A 17,169-nucleotide genomic window follows, 5' to 3' on the forward strand; every position below is an offset into this window, starting at 1 on the left:
GGTTTTTATATGGAGGATTAGCTCAGCTGGGAGAGCATCTGCCTTACAAGCAGAGGGTCGGCGGTTCGATCCCGTCATCCTCCACCATATATACCACTCATACATTACGCCGGGGTAGCTCAATTGGTAGAGCAACTGACTTGTAATCAGTAGGTTGGGGGTTCAAGTCCTCTCGCCGGCACCACTTTAATTTTTAGATAAAATATGCGGGTGTGGCGGAATTGGCAGACGCACCAGACTTAGGATCTGGCGCCGCAAGGCGTGGGGGTTCGACTCCCTTCACCCGCACCAAAGTTTTTTGCGAAAACAAAACGACTCACCATAATTGCGGAAGTAGTTCAGTGGTAGAACACCACCTTGCCAAGGTGGGGGTCGCGGGTTCGAATCCCGTCTTCCGCTCCAAAAGTGCCGGGGTGGCGGAACTGGCAGACGCACAGGACTTAAAATCCTGCGGTAGGTGACTACCGTACCGGTTCGATTCCGGTCCTCGGCACCACTTAAGTTAATTAATACCATATATGCGCCCTTAGCTCAGCTGGATAGAGTGTTTGACTACGAATCAAAAGGTCGGGAGTTCGAATCTCTCAGGGCGCACTTTAACGGGAAGTAGCTCAGCTTGGTAGAGCACTTGGTTTGGGACCAAGGGGTCGCAGGTTCGAATCCTGTCTTCCCGACCAGTTTTTGTTTAAAATAGTTTGGGGTCTTAGCTCAGCTGGGAGAGCGCCTGCTTTGCACGCAGGAGGTCAGGGGTTCGATCCCCCTAGACTCCACCAATTAATTTAAAGATGATATTATGGCGGTGTAGCTCAGCTGGCTAGAGCGTACGGTTCATACCCGTAAGGTCGGGGGTTCGATCCCCTCCGCCGCTACCAAAGACTTCAACTTATATTTTTGGAGGAATACCCAAGTTTGGCTGAAGGGATCGGTCTTGAAAACCGACAGGCGGGTAACACCGCGCGGGGGTTCGAATCCCTCTTCCTCCTCCAGTTTTATTATTTGTTTTTATATGTGGAGGGGTAGCGAAGTGGCTAAACGCGGCGGACTGTAAATCCGCTCCCTCCGGGTTCGGCGGTTCGAATCCGTCCCCCTCCACCATTTAGGGGCATAGTTTAAAGGTAGAACTAAGGTCTCCAAAACCTTCAGTGTGGGTTCGATTCCTACTGCCCCTGTTAAATGAATCTCAACTAAAATTTCATAGTTTTTCTATGAAATTTTTTATTATGCCGGTGTGGCGGAATTGGCAGACGCGCACGACTCAAAATCGTGTTCCTTCTGGAGTGTCGGTTCGACCCCGACCACCGGTATCACTAGTAAGGAGAGAATCCTTATACATCAAGGCTTTCAACATTTGTTGGAAGTCTTTTTTGTTTACTTCGCATAAGATTCCAAACACCAAAATCGTACGTGCTAAATCTTACGCTTAGGAGTGGAATTATGGCAAGAAGAGGTGCGTTATCAGAAGAAGAGGTAAAGCTGTGAAGCATGTAGCAGCACAATGCCTCAAAGCATACTGCGAGATTAAGATATTATTTCGAGAGTAGGACCTTACTCCCGCGTCTTTAGATAGGTGGGTAAGTCAAATTCAAACTTCTGGATCATTCACGGACACTCAAACACCTGAAACAAAAAGAACTAGCTAAGCTTAGAAAAGAAAATAAAGAGCTACAAATGGAGAACGATATTTTAAAGCAAGCCGTGCTGTTACTAGGACGAAAGTAAATGTGATTAAAAATAACCAACACAAATACTTAATATCAGCAATGTGCAAAGTCCTATAACTCCCACGAAGTACCTACTAATTATGAAGCAAAAGAAAGGGCTTTAGAGGATGATATTACAACATTAATTATGACTATCTTTCATGAGAGTCGCCAAAATTATGGACTCGTAAGATTAAAGTCGAAAAAAAACAAGGACATGTTGACCTCTTTAACCGAGAAATTATTGGGTTCAGCATAGGACCGAATAAGGATGCAGCACTGGTCTATCGTGCTTTTGCATCTATTAAGAGGGAATCATCGTAAAATACAAGTATTCCATACCGACCGTGGAAGAGAATTTGACAATAAGCAAATAGAAGAAGAATTAGAGACATTTAATATTCAACGTTCTTTAAGTATGTAAGGGTGTCCTTATGACAACGCAGTTGCCGAGGCAACGTTTAAAATTATCAAGACTGAGTTTATTAAGGGCTAGCATTTTATGATTTACATAATAATAGATGTGGAATACATTCGGTAAGACCAGAAATTTTTAATAAGTTTGGATTTTACAAAGAATTATTTTGTTTTCGAAAACCAGAATTAGCAACTAAAATGATGAGCCAACCTGATCAAGAAAAACATGTTAGAGTTTTAACGCTTGATTTTACATCGAAAGATTTTAAGTAGGAATCCCAACAGCATCATTCTATTAAAGAAACCAGCACCTATATGAGGTGTATTTTTTATGCCTAACTAATTGGAAAAGACCATGGGGACGGTTCAGGTGGCAAAAACCACATTAAAAACCATTAGAAACGTCCCTGTGGTATGTCATACGTCTCATCGACTCGCCATGAAATTATTCATATTAAACTTCTATTTCTACTTGAGTTAATTTCTTTCTCACATCCTTAGGGATAGGATAGGCTTTGATTTTTTCTTCAGAAAAGCTAACCCATCCCCGTACTTCATGTCCTTTTCCGGTTAATTCATCTCCCCGATAAACCTCATGCTCCAACTTGAATGTTTTGTTATTCACTTCGATGATCTTTGTTTCTACACGAATTTCATCGTTGAAATAAAGCGGTTTATAGCAAGTACAACCCGCATCAATTAGTGGAAAGCTGATTTTTTGTTCGGACATGAGTTCTCTGGGGGGGAGTCCGATTTTTTGAAGCAACCGAAGGCTGCCTATATCAAACCATTTAAAATAATTGGGATAATAGATGATCCCCGCCATATCTGTGTCACCCCAATTAACTATCAGGTTTTCAGTGTTTTGTACCATTCCAACAGCCTCCCAAGTTTTTTATCAAATACTCACTTATTATCTGTCAGCCATTTCAAAAATTCTTCTTTATTTATGGATGTCATCTTTTGTTCAATTTCAAGTTTTCTATACCAGGCTTCTTTGCGTGATTTTCCATAATACTCCTGATGGAGAACATTACCTGCATGATCTTTCACAAAAAGCGTGGTTTTACCTATCCGAACTGCATCACCAGCACGAAATAGCTTTTCAAAAAGAGCAACAAAAGGCATTCTCCAAGCGTGTGCAGTTGCTTCAATTTCGACTAGAAAACTAGAATGGTCTTTCGCTACATTTTGCATAGCTTTTCCAACCTTCTATAATTATTATCAACCGCTTCTTGCAATTCCAAAAGATTATGTTCTGTTAAATGCTGATATTTTTGCATCGATTGGGTATACTCCCCAATTGGTCGTTTTTTTCTCTCCTTGTGGGTAATTCGAAACTTTCCATTTTCGCATTCCCACAATGGATACAAATTGGTCTCTACAGCCAGCTTCCCGACTTCAATGGTCTTCTCGGTTGGAAACTTCCAACCCGTTGGGCAGGCTGAATATAAGTGAATATAGGCCATCCCGTCTTTCACTTGCATAGCCTTTTTTAACTTCTCAATATAATCCGGCATGTAGGAAGGGTTTGCAGTTGCCACATAGGGAATACCATGCTGAGCCATAATCATCGGCATATCCTTGCCCTTTTGGGACTTTCCTCGGCTTACTTCACCAACAGGTGTTGTTTGTGTCCAGGACCATTTAGGCGTGGTTCCGCTGCGCTGAACCCCAGTATTCATATAAGCTTCATTATCGTAGCAGATGTAGATTATATTTTCTCCCCGCTCTGCAGCGCCGGAAAGGGATTGGAAACCAGCATCGGCCGTCCCGCCATCACCCGCAAATGCGACCACATTAATATCATCCCGCCCTTGCCTGCGGTATGCACGCTTGATTCCTGCAAGCATTGCCGACGTATTGTCTAACAGTGGAAAGAAAACGGGAATTTTCGTACCTGCTCCTCCTTGGAAACCTACAACTCCAATTCCACCCATACAACCCGGTGGAATCGCGAGTATGGTATTTGGTCCAAGCACGCGCAGTGTGGTCCGTAAGGCTAATTCGGCGTGACATCCAAGACAGGCTGAATTGCCGGGGGACAATAAGTCTTCAACTTTCGTGATTTCCTTATATGCCTCTTTCAGTTGTTTTTCTTCTTTAAAAATAAAATCAAACCGTTTCCTGGTGAAAAAGGAGTCATTCTTTTCAAGTGTTGGTTTTGCTCCTTTAGGTATCGTTGAATAGTTTGAATTGTCTCTCTCTCCATTATGGACTCCCATTAGCTAAGCACCCCTTTTACCGTTTCATAACCGCCTATTTTACTCAATTTCTCTAACCTACTGACATTTATTTGTACGAGATCTATCTCATCTAGTCCAAACCAAGTTACATCCTTCCACTTTCCTCCGCTGGATACATGCTGAGTGAGGAGAATTGCTTCACGTATATTCTCAAGGGTGACGTCGCTACCGCCTAAACCACCAATGAAATCTAAGATGGGCGGCATGCTCATGCCTCCAAACGCTTGCTTCAGCTCCAAGTAGCTAACACCATAACCAGCAGCAAATGAAACATTTCGATCGATTACCCCAATCGCTTTTACATTGGCGAGTGCCTCACGGATCTCTTCCGAAGGAAATGGCCGCAACACTCGAATGCGTACCATCCCGACCTTGATACCCAGTTCTCTTATTTGATCTATAACGACTCTTGTTGTACCTGCCGGACTACCTAAACAAATCATAGCAATTTCCGCATCTTCCATCTGATACGTATCAATAAGGCCGCCATATTCGCGATTGAAAAGTTCCTTCCATTCCTGGTGGACGTCTTTAATGACTTCCTTAGCCCTGTTCATAGCTTTCACTTGCTTATGTCTGAATTCTGTTAGCATGGGACCTGCAGTTAGTGGGTCAACAGACATGGGGGCAGCAGGATCTAATTTTAAATGGGTAATATCGGGTTTCGGTAGAAATCGATCGACAGCTTCCTGATCTGGGATTTCCACCCTCTCAGCCATATGGGATAACGAAAAACCATCATAGCAGATATTTACAGGCAACAAGACTTCTTTGTTTTCCGCAATCTTATAAGCTTGAATGACAGAATCAAGAATCTCTTGTACTGATTCACACCATATTTGGATCCATCCGGCCTCTCTAACCGTAACCGCATCTTGTTGGCCGCCCCAAACGGTTTGTGGAGAAATCACTTCTCGCGTAACCAAAGCCATGACAATAGGCATCCGCATGGTACTTGTTCTGATATAGGGTTCATACATTAAGGCAAGCCCTTGCGAACTTGTTCCTGTGAAAGTTCTTGCACCTGCCAATACACCTCCTTGAAGAACGCTCAAGGCCGAATGCTCACTTTCAACCTCAACCAAATCCGCATCCATTTCTCCTTCTGATACAAAATTTGCCAAATACTCTACAAGAGGAGTTTGCGGAGTGATCGGATAGGCAGCTAACAATTCTACTCTCGCTAATTTTGAACCATATGCAGCCGCCTTGTTCCCGTTTAGTACACTAACTTTTCCCATCTATTCGTCACCCCTTTCTTCATACATTTTAATGGCATTCGCCGGACATACCTCGGCACATATCCCGCAACCCTTACACCAATCTAAATCCGTATCATAATGTGTTGATAATTCAATTTTGCAGCCAACCGGACAATACATATAGCAGGCTGAACATCTTTTGCATAAATCAGGATCTGTTACCGGTCGTTGATAGCGCCATAATCCAGTATTTACAACGTATAAACCTCTTCCGACAGATGCAACGTCATCACCTGTTTCTTTATAAATTTGCTTCAGTTTTATTGTTAGTTTCAACTCAATCACTTCGCTTTCGTTAAGACATTTGACTTCCTGATTACACAAACTTCCTTAAATCCTCGTTCTACAGCTTTTAAGTTTTTATCAATAATTTTTTCAGGAAAAAAATCGCTAATAGCCTGTTTTAAGGAGTCTAACTCAACCAATTCAGTAGCGGCGGCAAACGCGCCTAACAAAATTGTGTTTGTAATTGGTGCATTGAAAATATCTAAGGCTATCCGATTCGCATTAACTGAAGCCATAAGTTGGAGTTCTTGTGGCGAATTCGCAAAATCCAACTGTTTGCTAGAGTTAACCACAGCAAAACTGTTATCTTTCAATCCTTCATACACAGGAATTTGTGTCATTAGCGATTGATCCAAGACAATAATGCCATCAGGTTGATAGACCTGAACACGTTCCCTGATTGGTTTATTATCAAGTTTTACAAATGCCTGCAGGGGTGCCCCACGCCGTTCAAACCCATAAGCGGGAATCGATTGTCCATAATTGCCTTTATGAACAAGGGCATGAACAAGAAGTTCAGAAGCCATCACCGCACCTTGTCCACCACGCCCATGGAATCGGATTTCTTTCATAACATCACTCCTTTTTCAATCATTTTAAAGTGGATTAGCGATTAAATATATAAACTATTTAACGAATATTAAGAATATTTACAGCGATCATTGTGCACTTAGGGGAAAATACTTTCTTGATAAATAATAAAAATTCAATATAATATAAACTGGATGTATTATTAGATTATTCCTTCTTTTCTGCTAATTGTTGAAAGGGTGAAAAAATGGAAAACCTACTTCGATATCAATGGAAGCCCTATTTACTCTATGGCCAAAAGCGTGACCTAAAAAAAAATCAATTATTATATCGGCAGGGGGAGCTTGGAGCAGGTTTTTATTATTTAGCAGAAGGTAAGGTGACAATCAAAATTCTCTCCGATCAAGGAATTGAGAGAATCGTCGACTATATTCCTGAAGGTTTTCTGATTGGTGAGCAGGGATTTCTAGAAAAACCATATATGACAACGGCCATTACCGAAACAAAGTCCATTCTTTATTACTTTTCAAATGAAACTTTCCAAGAAATGTACAAAGAGCATGAATCTGTAAGAATACTGTATATGAATTCACTGATCCAAAAGATCCGTTTACTTGCTGAAACCGTCTCCTTATTAAACAGCCCAGTGGAATTGCAAATAGCGCATTTTCTGCATAAGCTTCACCACAAATATGGAAGTTCCCAAATACCCATAAACCAAACTTCACTTGCACAATACATCGGAACCTCTCGTATCAGTATCTATAAGATTCTGAAACAGTGGCTTAAAAAGGATTTGATTTACATCGGCAATCGATCGATCTATCTTCTTGATATCGATCGTATCGAATCTATTTTTAAGAATGATTCCACTTTATCTTTTGAAGCAAACTGCAACTACAGTACAAAGGAGGCTACATGGGTACATGCGGTCCCTCAACAAAAAGAGAACTTAAATTCATGGGAGTCCTACTTAAGATATGGGGAAAGGAAATTCGTAAAGAGAAAATCAATTCTATATAAGCAAGGTGATATCGGAAAAGGATTTTATTTTATAAATAAAGGGCTCATCAAAATTTTGACTCCTACATCAGAGAGAAGAGAGAGAATTTTGGATATTAGGGGATCAGGATTCTTGATTGGTGAGCAGGCAATCGACCAAATGCCTTACTTTTCTTCTGCAATAGCAATAGAAGACTCAGTTGTCTACTATTTTACAATTGATCAATACAAAAATTTAATGAATACGTACCCCGATTTCCTTCTTCTTTTTGCTAACTCAGCTATTCAAAAAGTAAAAATTCTTTTAGACGGAATTATTTTGGGAACGGTTACATCTGAACAGCAAGTAGCTTTTTCACTTCTCCAATTAATGGATTCATGCCAAACGAATGAAATTAACCTTACTCAGCAGGAATTGGCTGATTATGCAGGTCTGACCCGGATCACCGTTTATAAAATCATAAAAAAATGGAAATATGATCAATTGATTGATATTAATAAAAGAAGGTTTATCATCCGCAGGCCAGATGTGCTAAAAAAATACGCAGCAGTATGATTACTATTGTTGGTAGAACTTTCATGGATGGAATGTTTTTAACGTTACAAAAGAAAATAGTTCTTTGGAAAACTAACGAGTACATGATTAAACCCCACATGAATGTTCAAAGAAAATAATCCAGTCAAACAGAGCTGGATTTTTTTTATTTTACTAGTTTAAATGAATGTTGGATTTCTTGTAATAATTGCTCTGCACCTTCCGTACTCATTCAGGATTAACGTTAATTAGTTAATAGTATTATTAAAAGATATTATCTAAAATTAGAACAAATCGGATGGTTCAGGTAAGGTATGTAGATGATATGGCCGTATTTGTTTGGCGCGGCTAGAGTGAGAGGATAGATGCAACCTCAGGATACTTGATTGCCGGTTTATAAAAAGGGATGTAAGAGTAGAACACTATTTTAGATTTCAAACAAAGGGGAGATTATTATGCTAGTTAACATGCTAAAAGGTATTATAAGTGGGGAAATTGAAGTGATTGATTTGGCTCAACCTCTTAATGAACAAACACCTGTTATTAAATTACCAGAGCCATTTTCCAATACCAGTGGATTTAAGTATCTGCGATTATCGAATTATGACGATGCAGGACCGGGGTGGTATTGGAATGATTTTGTCGCAGGAGAGCATGTCGGAACCCATTTTGATGCGCCTAACCATTGGATTACCGGGCGCGAAAGAGACGGAGTGGATACAATTCCCATCAAAAATATGATAGGAGAGGGTTGTGTAATTGATGTGAAAGAGCAATGCGCTGCCAATCCTGACTATCTATTGACGAAAGAAGATATCCTTTCTTTTGAACAGAATTATGGACATATACCAGAGCAATCTTGGGTGATTTTATATTCGGGATGGGGTAAATATGGGCAGGATCCTGAAAAATTCTTTAATATCGGTTTAGATGGTATGCCGCATACTCCAGGTTTTTCAAAGGAAGCATCACAATTTCTTGCTAACGAACGCGACATTCTAGGAGTAGGTGTTGAAACGGTTGGAACGGATGCAGGAATTGCCGCACTATTTGATCCTCCATTTCCTAATCATCACTATATGCATGAAGCCAATCGCTATGGTCTTGTTCAACTAGCAAATGTCGATCAATTGCCTCCACGAGGAGCTATCATTATTGCAACTCCACTAAAAATTACGGGAGGAAGCGGAAGTCCTATTCGGCCGATTGCGTTAGTGACACGTTAAAGATGAGAGCCACTTCGATTGGAACGGCGACTTTTTCAATCTCAAGCAGTGAATCGGGAACAACTCTCTTGCTAACGGATAGAAACTCTCATTTTATTTAGAATAACTAAAATATTAAAATTCTGAATTTTTTGTAAAATGCTTTACAGAATCTTCATGTTTTATTGGCTAAACTAATTGTAAGGTTTCGGGTTGAAGATGGGCCAATGAATGAATGATATAATTTTTATTTGCTTTACTAATAATCCCCTTATCCTGCAAGGAGTTCATAACATTGGAAACGCTTACTCTAGAAGCTCCAACAATCTGAGATAGCTCATGGTGTGTAAATGGAATCGTTATGATAATCGTATCTCCGATACTTTGTCCATACGCTTCTGCCAACTGAACTAATATAAACATCACCCGCTCTTCAATGTTTGAAAAGCTCATTAAATGAGTTTGTATTAGTAGAGTATTTTGTTTTTGACTCATGGATTGTAGGGTTTTTTCAAAAAAACCGGGTGTACTCTTGACAATATCTTGAAAGATTGCTTTTGGTATTTTGATAGCCTCAACGATGGTTGAGGTAGTAGCACAATAATCATAAGTATTCTTCGACCATACATTGCATTCTCCTATCATACTTTTTGGACCTACGACAAACAAGTGCCGCTCTCCTCCTGAAGGAGACAGTAAATAGGACCTTATTCTTCCAGAGATAACGAGATATATGTCGGTTAAGGGCTGATTTTGAAAAAATAAACAAGCACCTTTTGAGTAAGTTTTCATAGTTCCATAGTTTTGAAATAATGATGGATCCCAAATTCCTTTTTCTACCCATAAATTCACAAATACACCCCCTTCAACCTGACTGAAAAAAAGATTTTTTATATAGAAAGGAAGAACTCATATGAATTTCCCTTTTAAAGAGCAACGAGAATTGTTTCCTACACTAACGAACGCAATCCATTTATCTAGCTGTTCACAAAGTGCCATTAGTATACCAGTTAAAGAAGCCATCAATTCTTATCTTACAAGCTGGACTGACAACGGCATGGACTGGTTAGGTTGGATGGATCAAGTACAGAATGCAAAAGTAGATTTTGCTAGATTAATCAATGCATACCCTGATGAAATAGCTGTTTTATCTAGTGTGTCTGATGCTGCCTCTGCATTTGCAAGTGCTCTTCCTTTTTCAAAGGAACGTAATAAAGTGGTAACAACAGATATTGATTTTCCATGCATTGGTCATGTTTGGTTATCTCATGAAAGAAGAAACGCAGATGTAACGTTCGTACCTCAAGAAAAAGACCATACCATTTCATTCGAATCTTACGAAAGCTCTATTGATTCGAAAACGCTCGTGACTTCTATTCCGCATGTATCTTATTATAACGGCTTTCAGCAGGATTTAAAATCACTTTCAGAACTAGCGCATAGTAATGGATCTTTTATATTTGTCGATGCCTATCAGTCTGCTGGAAGTGTTCCAATAGATGTTAAAGAAAGTGATATTGACGCATTAGCTGCAGGTGCACAAAAGTTTTTACTGGGAGTTCCGGGAATTTGTTTCTTATACATTAAAAGAGAGCTAGCTAATAAATTAGAACCTCTTACAACTGGATGGTTTAGTCGTCAAAATCCGTTTGCGTTTACAAATCAGATTTTAGATTACGCAGAAGGAACAAGAAGATTCGATACAGGTACTCCACCAATGATCAATGCTTATGCCGCTCAAGCAGGAATTTCATTGCTAAATCAGATCGGAGTAAATCACATCGAGAAGTACTTAAAGCAATTATCTAAAGTTTGCATTGAAACGGCACAAAAACACCAGTTAGAAATTGTAAGTCCTTTAGATCTTCATCAAAAAGGAAGCAATACAGCGATACGGGTAAAAAATGCAACGTTTATGGAACAACATTTAAAATCACAGGGGATAATCGTCTCAGCCCGAAATGATGTGATTAGAATTGCTCCTCATTTCTATAACACCGAAGAAGAAATCGTAAAAACAATTGAGGCTGTTTCCCATGCGCTTATCACACAGTAAAAATGTGGCGGCTATTCTGGCTGGTACTTTGCTTGTAGCTTGTGCCTATTATATTTTGCAAAAACCCAATGGTATTACTGCTCCAGGATTAGGTGGTATTGCAGTCATACTTGCTAAATTTCTATCTACGCCTTTAGGTGTTATTTATTTCATTCTCAATATTCCTTTGTTTTTAATTGGATACCGCATAGCAGGTTTTACGTTTACTCTTCTTAGTTTTGTTGGAATGGGTTCACTAACTTTATTTTTGACCTTTTTATCACATCTTCCTACTTTCACATCTCCTATACTAGGCTGTATTTTTGGTGGATTGTTTTCTGGGATTGGAATAGGAATGGTCATTCGTGCTGGAGGTACAACAGGAGGCCTGGATATTGCCAGTGTCGTGATTGCAAAAATTAATCCTCAATTAACCATTGGAAAAACAATGATGATGATAAACGGGTGTGTACTTATTTTGACCTTTGTTACAGATGGATTGAACCATTTGATTCTTACCTTTGTAAGCATGATCATCGCAGGAAAAAGTGTAGATTGGACATTAGCGTATATTCAATTCAAAACGAATAAGGAGGCTACTTTATGACTGAACACTTAATAAAACAAGAAGAGGGGTTACAACGTGCTCTTACAGATCGTCAATTAACAATGATTGCGATAGGAGGAGCAATTGGAACCGGATTATTTATGGGAAGCGGAATAGCGATTGGCTATGCGGGACCAGGCGTACTCCTTAGTTATGTTATAACCGCATGTATCGCTGTCATTATGATGTTTAGTTTGTCTGAAATGGCTGTTGTTCACCCGACGGCTGGTTCTTTTGGAACGTATGCTGAAATGTATATTAATCCCTTGGTAGGATATATCGTTCGATACACATATTGGGCAGCGCAGGTAATCGCAATCGGCAGTGAAGCCGTTGCGGTAGGTATTTATATGCAGTATTGGTTTCCTGTCATTCCTGTTTGGTTATGGACACTTGGTTTTGGGGCTATTATTATATACGTTAATAGTCGTTCTGTAGGTAATTTTGGTACAATCGAATACTGGTTTGCCATGATAAAAGTCGTTGCTATTGTTCTATTTATTATTTTTGGTATATCAGTAGTGTTGGGAATAGGACATTCAAATGCATTGGGGTTCAACCATTACACTGATAATAATGGATTCTTTCCAAATGGATTAAAAGGAGTTTGGATGGGAATCATTATGGCCATATTCTCTTTTTACGGTGTAGAAATTATTGCCGTTACAGCAGGTGAATCGAAAAATCCACAGAAAGCTGTTCCAAAAGCAATGAAAACGATGATCATTCGTTTATTTCTATTCTATATTTTATCCCTAGCAATTATCCTTGCTGTCATCCCGTGGACACATGCAGGGGCACATGTTGTACAAGAAAGTCCATTTGTAAAAGTGTTTGAGAGCTCCGGAATCCGATATGCTGCAGGAATCATGAATTTTGTTGTCTTAACGGCTGCTCTATCAAGTATGAACACAAACCTCTACCTTACTTCACGAATGCTCTTTTCTTTATCCAGAGGTAACTACGCTCCAAGAGCATTAGGCGATTTAAGTAAAAATGGAACACCTACTAACGCTATTCTAGCTTCAAGCGGAGGTGTTTTGATAGCAAGTCTAGTGTCCTTTTTTAGCCCTATGGCCTTTAATTACCTGTTTGGAGTAGCTTTATTCGGAGGAATCCTAGTCTGGATTATTATTTTAGTAAGCCATTTGAATTTTAGAAAAAGCGTTCATTTATATCATTCAGGACCACTACCTGTAAAAGCTCCTTTGTTTCCCATATTGCAATGGATAGGTATTCTATTCTTAAGCGCCATCCTTATTACAATGGCCTTTTCACCTGATTTCCGAGTTGCATGGATTGTCGGGTTACCTTTTATCATTATTATTAGCGTAACATACCTATTACGTCGTAAAAACGTTTCCGGTTTCGCTAGACACCTAAAATCTTAATTTGAAATGCTGAATCGAAATTGGATTCAGCTTTTTTTGATTTATGTTTTTGAGAAGGTGGAGCGAATTTTTTATGGAGATGCTAAGGTGACGTGCAGTAACCGTATTAAAGTAACGATCATTGAGCCAGGTGGTATGCGTACAGACTTTTCTGGTTCATCAATGTCAATTCCCCCAATTAGTGAGCCATATCAACAAACGGTTGGTGAATTCGCGAAAATGGTTCGTGAAGCATCAGGTAATGGGACAAGTAATCCTGTAAAAAATTGGCGAACTTATTTCTGATTAAACAGAATTAGAAGAAGTACCACTTCGTTTATTAATTGGTTCGGATGCTGTACAGTTTGCAGCAGCAGCTGCACAGCATCGTGCAGAAGAGGATGCCAAATGGCGTTACCTAAGTGAGGCAGTGGGTTTTGATACAGAAAATTAACAGGAAGCTTCCATGCAAATTTTAATTTTCGGAGCGACTGGTGCAACGGGCTTGCAGTTAATCGAACAGGTATTATAAAAAGTTCTTTCAGTGACACCCTTTGTTCGGAATCGTAGTCGTATGACGATACAGTAGAAGCAAATCCGTTTTGTGGAAGGCAATGTTTTAAATGAAAAAGATGTTTAAATGATGTAAAATAGAGCCCCTTAGTAAGATACGAGTATAGAGTCCAATCTAACTCAAAGTCTTAAGGGGAAGCCCTATTATGAATTTTAAAATGCAAGACAAACAAAATCAACTAATTGAAAAAATTTCCGATACACATCTTTTGTAGGTGTGGATATAGCCTAACAATTACACGTTGCTCGTGCTGTTAACTTTCGTGGAATTGTAGTTGGGGATCCTCTTACGTTTGAAAATAATGAAGAGGGGTTTCTAAAACTATTAAGCTAGATTCAAAACTTACAAAAACTAAAAAACTTAGATTCAACAATAGTGGGGTTGGAAGTCTTTAATGAAACGACAAACAGGACCCAAGAAGGCTCAATTACTAATCAATCTAGCAAAATCCTCTATTGGGACCGGACAAGCTTCTAGATGCTTATAAATTCCATTTAGAACAATTATTAGAGGAATATGACCTCGCTGTAAAACAACTCTAAAGAGTTGAACAACAAGTTAAAGAAGTTCTCTACAAAATACCATTTGCAAAAAAACCTCTTATGATTAAAGGAATAAGTGAAATTTCATTAGCCGGGATACTAGGTGAATCAGGAGATCTAAGTGGTTTCTCTCACGGAAACTCTCTATTACGTCATGCGGGATTGCATCTAGCCGAAGCAAGTTCATGTAAGTGGAAAGGTCAGATTGTCATTTCAAAGCGTGGTAGGTCAAGATTACCACGATTCCTCTATTTAGCAACTATGAGTCTTGTGATAAATAACCCTGAGTTTAAAGCCATCCATTCTCATAATGTGAAGGTAAAGAAGCTAAAGAAAATGAAGTCAATCATGAAACTGATAGGCAAACTAGCAAAGATTTTTGTAGGAATAGCACGACAAAACGAGCCTTATTGTCCAAGTAAAGTCCAAGTATTAGCCCGAATAGCAGCATAGAAATAAAGCATTAATTATATAAAATGTATCTTTTAAAATAGTTAACTTTTATTTTAAATGTTGTCTTATTCGTTAGGATTTCAAATATGTAAGGAGTACCAGGTTTCTTCAACAAAAGGGCACTGTGACCCATCAGTTTAGCATAACTGGCCTCCACCCCTTGGATAGGCATGACGAAGGAATAAGAGGGCAATTGACCCGTTGAGACATGGGAGGGAAAGCCTCCAGGGGCGTGGAGATGTGCATTATATGGTAAAATATGGAGTGGAAGCTGACTCCGTTTTTAACTATGCCTTCACGAAGCCAAAATGTGATCTGAACTCATTTCAATTAACCGTAAATCCAATTACAAGGGTTATGAAATCCTGCGAATAAGTAAGCATTCGAGAGCTAATCGCATCAAACTGAGGGAGTTGAAGAAGGAATTTATCATTTGCTGAAATTAAAAGACGTTGTTTATATATTAACATTGAAAAAAACTTTATCTTTCAATGTTTCACATATTTTAATTCTAGATATTAAAATATATATTGCTATACTTGGGTATGTAAAAAGTGACGCCCTCAATGTCCTCTGGATTCTTGTTAATAAAAATATCCATTAGTTCCCTAATATAAAGGGGGCATTATTTTATAGTCTAACAGTCCTTCTTTAACTTATAATCTTAAATAGGGGGTGTAGAAATGGCAAATAAAAGTCATGAACTACTAAATGGATGGACACTGATAGCACATAAATCATATAAGCTGTTTTCAAACGACAATTCGTATGTCCTATTAGATCAGCATAATGTTGTTTCAATACAATTTTCAGCGACAGAACAAGAGTTGGAAATATTTCAATCGGACTATGATTTAAGGTTTAAGATGATTCCAGCATTCAAGACTATAAAGGTATTGACCCAACCTGATGAAGAATAGGAAGGTTAGGGCTGACTTAAAGTGCCCTTACTTGTAGTATATAATTGCACTAACACTTTAGGTTAGGATTGATTGACAATGGGACTTTTGGATAAATTATTTGAAAAAAAGAAGAAAAGGATAAAACCCTTTTTTTATTTACAGCTTGTTTTAATAATCGGTTATTTTTCAATGTATTTCACAGGCATCAATACTTCATTTGGTACTCTATTACTTTCACTAATGTTTTTATTAACGGGAATTGAAAGTTATTTATTAAAAGAAATAAGAGGTAGTTATCTATTAAATTATTTAGCATCTTTTATGTTTGCTATAATTTTCATATTAGACTACTTTAACCTTTAGGGGGGTACTGGTATTGCAGTATCCTTTTTTATTTCTTTAGAGAGGCTAAAGGTGCCTTTTTTACTTGTTTATTTTTTGAGACTAAGTTTTGGGTAAGCAAAAAAAATACGTTAACCTAGAATAAAAGAAGTTAACTTAACTCACATTAAGTTTACAAATAACGCAAAGGGTTTTTTTTCCATGTGGAATACCAAAAGTAATCGAATAATGGAGATAGTTTTAATAGTAGTCATTGGTGCTATAGTATCCATTGTTAACACACTATGGTTAAGGGATTCTTTAATAAGAGGAATTGAACAAATAGCAAGGGATAATGAAGAAAACATAATAAAACGTAGTAAGGTAATTAACATAAACGACAGAATGAAAAGCAACTAAGCCCCAGCACACCAGCAGGGGCAACAGGTACATATAGGAATCATCTTCTAGCTGCTTAACTCTTTTTTTCATTCGTCCCTGACATGGTTGCCAGATTAACTAACTGCTCCTTTAAATTATTATTCATAATTCCTATAAAAAAGATTAAGATAATCTTCTTGGTTTATTTCACGGCAATTGCTTGGGGTTGACCCATTTGAATGAGAAACGGCAGCTAGTTGGGGAAACTGAAAGTTTAACATATGGCAGGATATGAAACGATGGAATTCCAATATCTTTAGCCAATATTTTTAATTCCTCTACTAAAAGTTCAGCAGACTCTTTATCAGAAAGGCCGTTTACAGTGGAATGCGTAATTTCTGATCCAGTGCCTGCAGTAGTAGGAATTGCCACAATGGGTGTTACTTTACCTGTAACTCGGTTACTTCCCTTAAAATCCTGAATACATCCGGTATGAGTTTGAAGGAGTGCAATGGCTTTGGCGGAATCAATTACAGAACCTCCACCTACCGCAACAATTACATCAGCTTTCCAATGCCTTGCTACCTCTCCTCCTAATTCGCAATCCTTATCTTTTGGATTCGGTTCCACGGAATCAAACCCTTCAATAGAAAAACCTTCTTATAAAGTGAATTCCATACTTTATCTGCAATTCCAGTACGTCTTATGCCTGAATCTGTTACGATGAGAATCTTATTTCCCTCTTCCTTGTTATCTTACCAGTTTCTGCTAGTAAACCTTCTCCTATTTTAATATTAGTTG

15 protein-coding genes, 13 tRNA genes and 2 pseudogenes are annotated in these 17,169 nt (G+C 38.7%); 22 read left to right on the forward strand and 8 right to left on the reverse strand.

Features of this window, described 5'->3' with window-relative positions:
• Nucleotides 1–11: 11 nt before the first annotated feature.
• From ACJ004_RS24985 to ACJ004_RS25050, 14 genes and pseudogenes are all read left to right on the forward strand, one after another.
• Nucleotides 12–87, forward strand: a tRNA-Val gene (locus ACJ004_RS24985).
• A 21-nt stretch (nt 88–108) separates the two neighbouring features.
• Nucleotides 109–184: transfer RNA gene (locus ACJ004_RS24990), tRNA-Thr, on the forward strand.
• A gap of 22 nt (nt 185–206) precedes the next feature.
• Nucleotides 207–291: transfer RNA gene (locus tag ACJ004_RS24995), tRNA-Leu, on the forward strand.
• A gap of 36 nt (nt 292–327) precedes the next feature.
• Nucleotides 328–402, forward strand: a tRNA-Gly gene (locus ACJ004_RS25000).
• Between the two features lie 5 nt (nt 403–407).
• Nucleotides 408–496 (forward strand) — tRNA-Leu (locus ACJ004_RS25005).
• 24 nt (nt 497–520) lie between these two features.
• Nucleotides 521–594: transfer RNA gene (locus ACJ004_RS25010), tRNA-Arg, on the forward strand.
• A gap of 6 nt (nt 595–600) precedes the next feature.
• Nucleotides 601–677, forward strand: a tRNA-Pro gene (locus tag ACJ004_RS25015).
• Between the two features lie 20 nt (nt 678–697).
• Nucleotides 698–773, forward strand: a tRNA-Ala gene (locus ACJ004_RS25020).
• Nucleotides 774–795: 22 nt separating this feature from the next.
• A tRNA-Met gene (locus ACJ004_RS25025) sits at nt 796–872 on the forward strand.
• A 21-nt stretch (nt 873–893) separates the two neighbouring features.
• Nucleotides 894–986, forward strand: a tRNA-Ser gene (locus ACJ004_RS25030).
• A 24-nt stretch (nt 987–1,010) separates the two neighbouring features.
• Nucleotides 1,011–1,095: transfer RNA gene (locus ACJ004_RS25035), tRNA-Tyr, on the forward strand.
• 3 nt (nt 1,096–1,098) lie between these two features.
• A tRNA-Trp gene (locus ACJ004_RS25040) sits at nt 1,099–1,169 on the forward strand.
• A 53-nt stretch (nt 1,170–1,222) separates the two neighbouring features.
• Nucleotides 1,223–1,304, forward strand: a tRNA-Leu gene (locus tag ACJ004_RS25045).
• 381 nt (nt 1,305–1,685) lie between these two features.
• Nucleotides 1,686–2,190: pseudogene (locus tag ACJ004_RS25050) on the forward strand (DDE-type integrase/transposase/recombinase); the annotation flags it as partial.
• 381 nt (nt 2,191–2,571) lie between these two features.
• On the opposite strand, the gene ACJ004_RS25055 reads toward ACJ004_RS25050, so the two are convergent.
• The 6 genes from ACJ004_RS25055 to ACJ004_RS25080 are packed head-to-tail and all read right to left on the reverse strand — an operon-like array spanning nt 2,572 to nt 6,482.
• Nucleotides 2,572–2,991 carry an acyl-CoA thioesterase gene (locus ACJ004_RS25055; protein WP_410895847.1) on the reverse strand — a complete coding sequence of 140 codons (420 nt, stop codon included), beginning with the start codon at nt 2,989–2,991 and terminating at the stop codon, nt 2,572–2,574.
• 32 nt (nt 2,992–3,023) lie between these two features.
• Nucleotides 3,024–3,314, reverse strand: coding sequence for a hypothetical protein (locus ACJ004_RS25060; protein WP_410895848.1), 291 nt, complete (start codon nt 3,312–3,314; stop codon nt 3,024–3,026).
• Nucleotides 3,302–4,342: a thiamine pyrophosphate-dependent enzyme gene (locus ACJ004_RS25065; RefSeq protein ID WP_410895849.1), complete on the reverse strand. Its 1,041-nt coding sequence runs from the start codon at nt 4,340–4,342 to the stop codon at nt 3,302–3,304. Before ACJ004_RS25065 ends, ACJ004_RS25060 begins: the two co-directional genes overlap by 13 nt.
• The gene (locus ACJ004_RS25070; protein WP_410895850.1) at nt 4,342–5,604 is read right to left on the reverse strand and encodes a phenylglyoxylate dehydrogenase; all 1,263 of its coding nucleotides are present in this window, start codon (nt 5,602–5,604) and stop codon (nt 4,342–4,344) included. Before ACJ004_RS25070 ends, ACJ004_RS25065 begins: the two co-directional genes overlap by 1 nt.
• Entirely contained in the window at nt 5,605–5,910 is a 306-nt protein-coding gene (locus tag ACJ004_RS25075; protein ID WP_410895851.1) for a 4Fe-4S binding protein, read from the reverse strand.
• Nucleotides 5,907–6,482: a 2-oxoacid:acceptor oxidoreductase subunit gamma family protein gene (locus tag ACJ004_RS25080; protein ID WP_410895852.1), complete on the reverse strand. Its 576-nt coding sequence runs from the start codon at nt 6,480–6,482 to the stop codon at nt 5,907–5,909. Before ACJ004_RS25080 ends, ACJ004_RS25075 begins: the two co-directional genes overlap by 4 nt.
• 206 nt (nt 6,483–6,688) lie before the next feature.
• Between ACJ004_RS25080 and ACJ004_RS25085 the strand changes: the two genes are divergently transcribed.
• Complete coding sequence (locus tag ACJ004_RS25085; RefSeq protein ID WP_410895853.1) at nt 6,689–7,999, forward strand: Crp/Fnr family transcriptional regulator; 1,311 nt, start codon at nt 6,689–6,691, stop codon at nt 7,997–7,999.
• 434 nt (nt 8,000–8,433) lie between these two features.
• Complete coding sequence (locus ACJ004_RS25090) at nt 8,434–9,204, forward strand: cyclase family protein (protein WP_410895854.1); 771 nt, start codon at nt 8,434–8,436, stop codon at nt 9,202–9,204.
• A 168-nt stretch (nt 9,205–9,372) separates the two neighbouring features.
• Here the strand turns inward: ACJ004_RS25090 and ACJ004_RS25095 are convergent, their stop codons facing one another.
• On the reverse strand, nt 9,373–10,035 hold the full coding sequence (locus ACJ004_RS25095; RefSeq protein WP_410895855.1) for a Crp/Fnr family transcriptional regulator: 663 nt from the start codon (nt 10,033–10,035) through the stop codon (nt 9,373–9,375).
• Nucleotides 10,036–10,096: 61 nt separating this feature from the next.
• On the opposite strand from ACJ004_RS25095, the gene ACJ004_RS25100 reads away from it, so the two are divergent.
• The 6 genes and pseudogenes from ACJ004_RS25100 to ACJ004_RS25125 all read left to right on the forward strand — a co-directional run bounded on the left by ACJ004_RS25100 (nt 10,097) and on the right by ACJ004_RS25125 (nt 15,684).
• Nucleotides 10,097–11,239: an aminotransferase class V-fold PLP-dependent enzyme gene (locus tag ACJ004_RS25100; protein WP_410895856.1), complete on the forward strand. Its 1,143-nt coding sequence runs from the start codon at nt 10,097–10,099 to the stop codon at nt 11,237–11,239.
• Nucleotides 11,220–11,825: a YitT family protein gene (locus ACJ004_RS25105; RefSeq protein WP_410895857.1), complete on the forward strand. Its 606-nt coding sequence runs from the start codon at nt 11,220–11,222 to the stop codon at nt 11,823–11,825. Before ACJ004_RS25100 ends, ACJ004_RS25105 begins: the two co-directional genes overlap by 20 nt.
• Nucleotides 11,822–13,216 (forward strand): amino acid permease, encoded by a 1,395-nt coding sequence (locus tag ACJ004_RS25110; RefSeq protein WP_410895858.1) that lies wholly within the window; start codon nt 11,822–11,824, stop codon nt 13,214–13,216. Before ACJ004_RS25105 ends, ACJ004_RS25110 begins: the two co-directional genes overlap by 4 nt.
• 87 nt (nt 13,217–13,303) lie before the next feature.
• A complete protein-coding gene (locus tag ACJ004_RS25115) occupies nt 13,304–13,501 on the forward strand; it encodes a hypothetical protein (protein ID WP_410895859.1) in 198 nt (65 codons plus the stop codon).
• A 413-nt stretch (nt 13,502–13,914) separates the two neighbouring features.
• Nucleotides 13,915–14,764, forward strand: a pseudogene (locus ACJ004_RS25120) (transposase).
• A 683-nt stretch (nt 14,765–15,447) separates the two neighbouring features.
• Complete coding sequence (locus ACJ004_RS25125; protein ID WP_410895860.1) at nt 15,448–15,684, forward strand: hypothetical protein; 237 nt, start codon at nt 15,448–15,450, stop codon at nt 15,682–15,684.
• A gap of 891 nt (nt 15,685–16,575) precedes the next feature.
• On the opposite strand, the gene ACJ004_RS25130 is transcribed toward ACJ004_RS25125, so the two are convergent.
• Entirely contained in the window at nt 16,576–17,016 is a 441-nt protein-coding gene (locus tag ACJ004_RS25130; protein WP_410895929.1) for an iron-containing alcohol dehydrogenase, read from the reverse strand.
• Nucleotides 17,017–17,169 lie beyond the last annotated feature (153 nt).

Origin of the sequence: Neobacillus sp. 204 (genome assembly GCF_046562815.1) — a bacterium.
Taxonomy (GTDB): domain Bacteria; phylum Bacillota; class Bacilli; order Bacillales; family Cytobacillaceae; genus Neobacillus.

What these genes read in the sequence shown, in the direction of transcription:
- ACJ004_RS25055 (WP_410895847.1), bottom strand. Translation starts at nt 2,991, where the DNA reads ATGGTACAAAACACTGAAAACCTGATAGTTAATTGGGGTGACACAGAT.
- ACJ004_RS25060 (WP_410895848.1), bottom strand. Translation starts at nt 3,314, where the DNA reads ATGCAAAATGTAGCGAAAGACCATTCTAGTTTTCTAGTCGAAATTGAA.
- ACJ004_RS25065 (WP_410895849.1), bottom strand. Translation starts at nt 4,342, where the DNA reads ATGGGAGTCCATAATGGAGAGAGAGACAATTCAAACTATTCAACGATA.
- ACJ004_RS25070 (WP_410895850.1), bottom strand. Translation starts at nt 5,604, where the DNA reads ATGGGAAAAGTTAGTGTACTAAACGGGAACAAGGCGGCTGCATATGGT.
- ACJ004_RS25080 (WP_410895852.1), bottom strand. Translation starts at nt 6,482, where the DNA reads ATGAAAGAAATCCGATTCCATGGGCGTGGTGGACAAGGTGCGGTGATG.
- ACJ004_RS25085 (WP_410895853.1), top strand. Translation starts at nt 6,689, where the DNA reads ATGGAAAACCTACTTCGATATCAATGGAAGCCCTATTTACTCTATGGC.
- ACJ004_RS25090 (WP_410895854.1), top strand. Translation starts at nt 8,434, where the DNA reads ATGCTAGTTAACATGCTAAAAGGTATTATAAGTGGGGAAATTGAAGTG.
- ACJ004_RS25100 (WP_410895856.1), top strand. Translation starts at nt 10,097, where the DNA reads ATGAATTTCCCTTTTAAAGAGCAACGAGAATTGTTTCCTACACTAACG.
- ACJ004_RS25105 (WP_410895857.1), top strand. Translation starts at nt 11,220, where the DNA reads ATGCGCTTATCACACAGTAAAAATGTGGCGGCTATTCTGGCTGGTACT.
- ACJ004_RS25110 (WP_410895858.1), top strand. Translation starts at nt 11,822, where the DNA reads ATGACTGAACACTTAATAAAACAAGAAGAGGGGTTACAACGTGCTCTT.
- ACJ004_RS25125 (WP_410895860.1), top strand. Translation starts at nt 15,448, where the DNA reads ATGGCAAATAAAAGTCATGAACTACTAAATGGATGGACACTGATAGCA.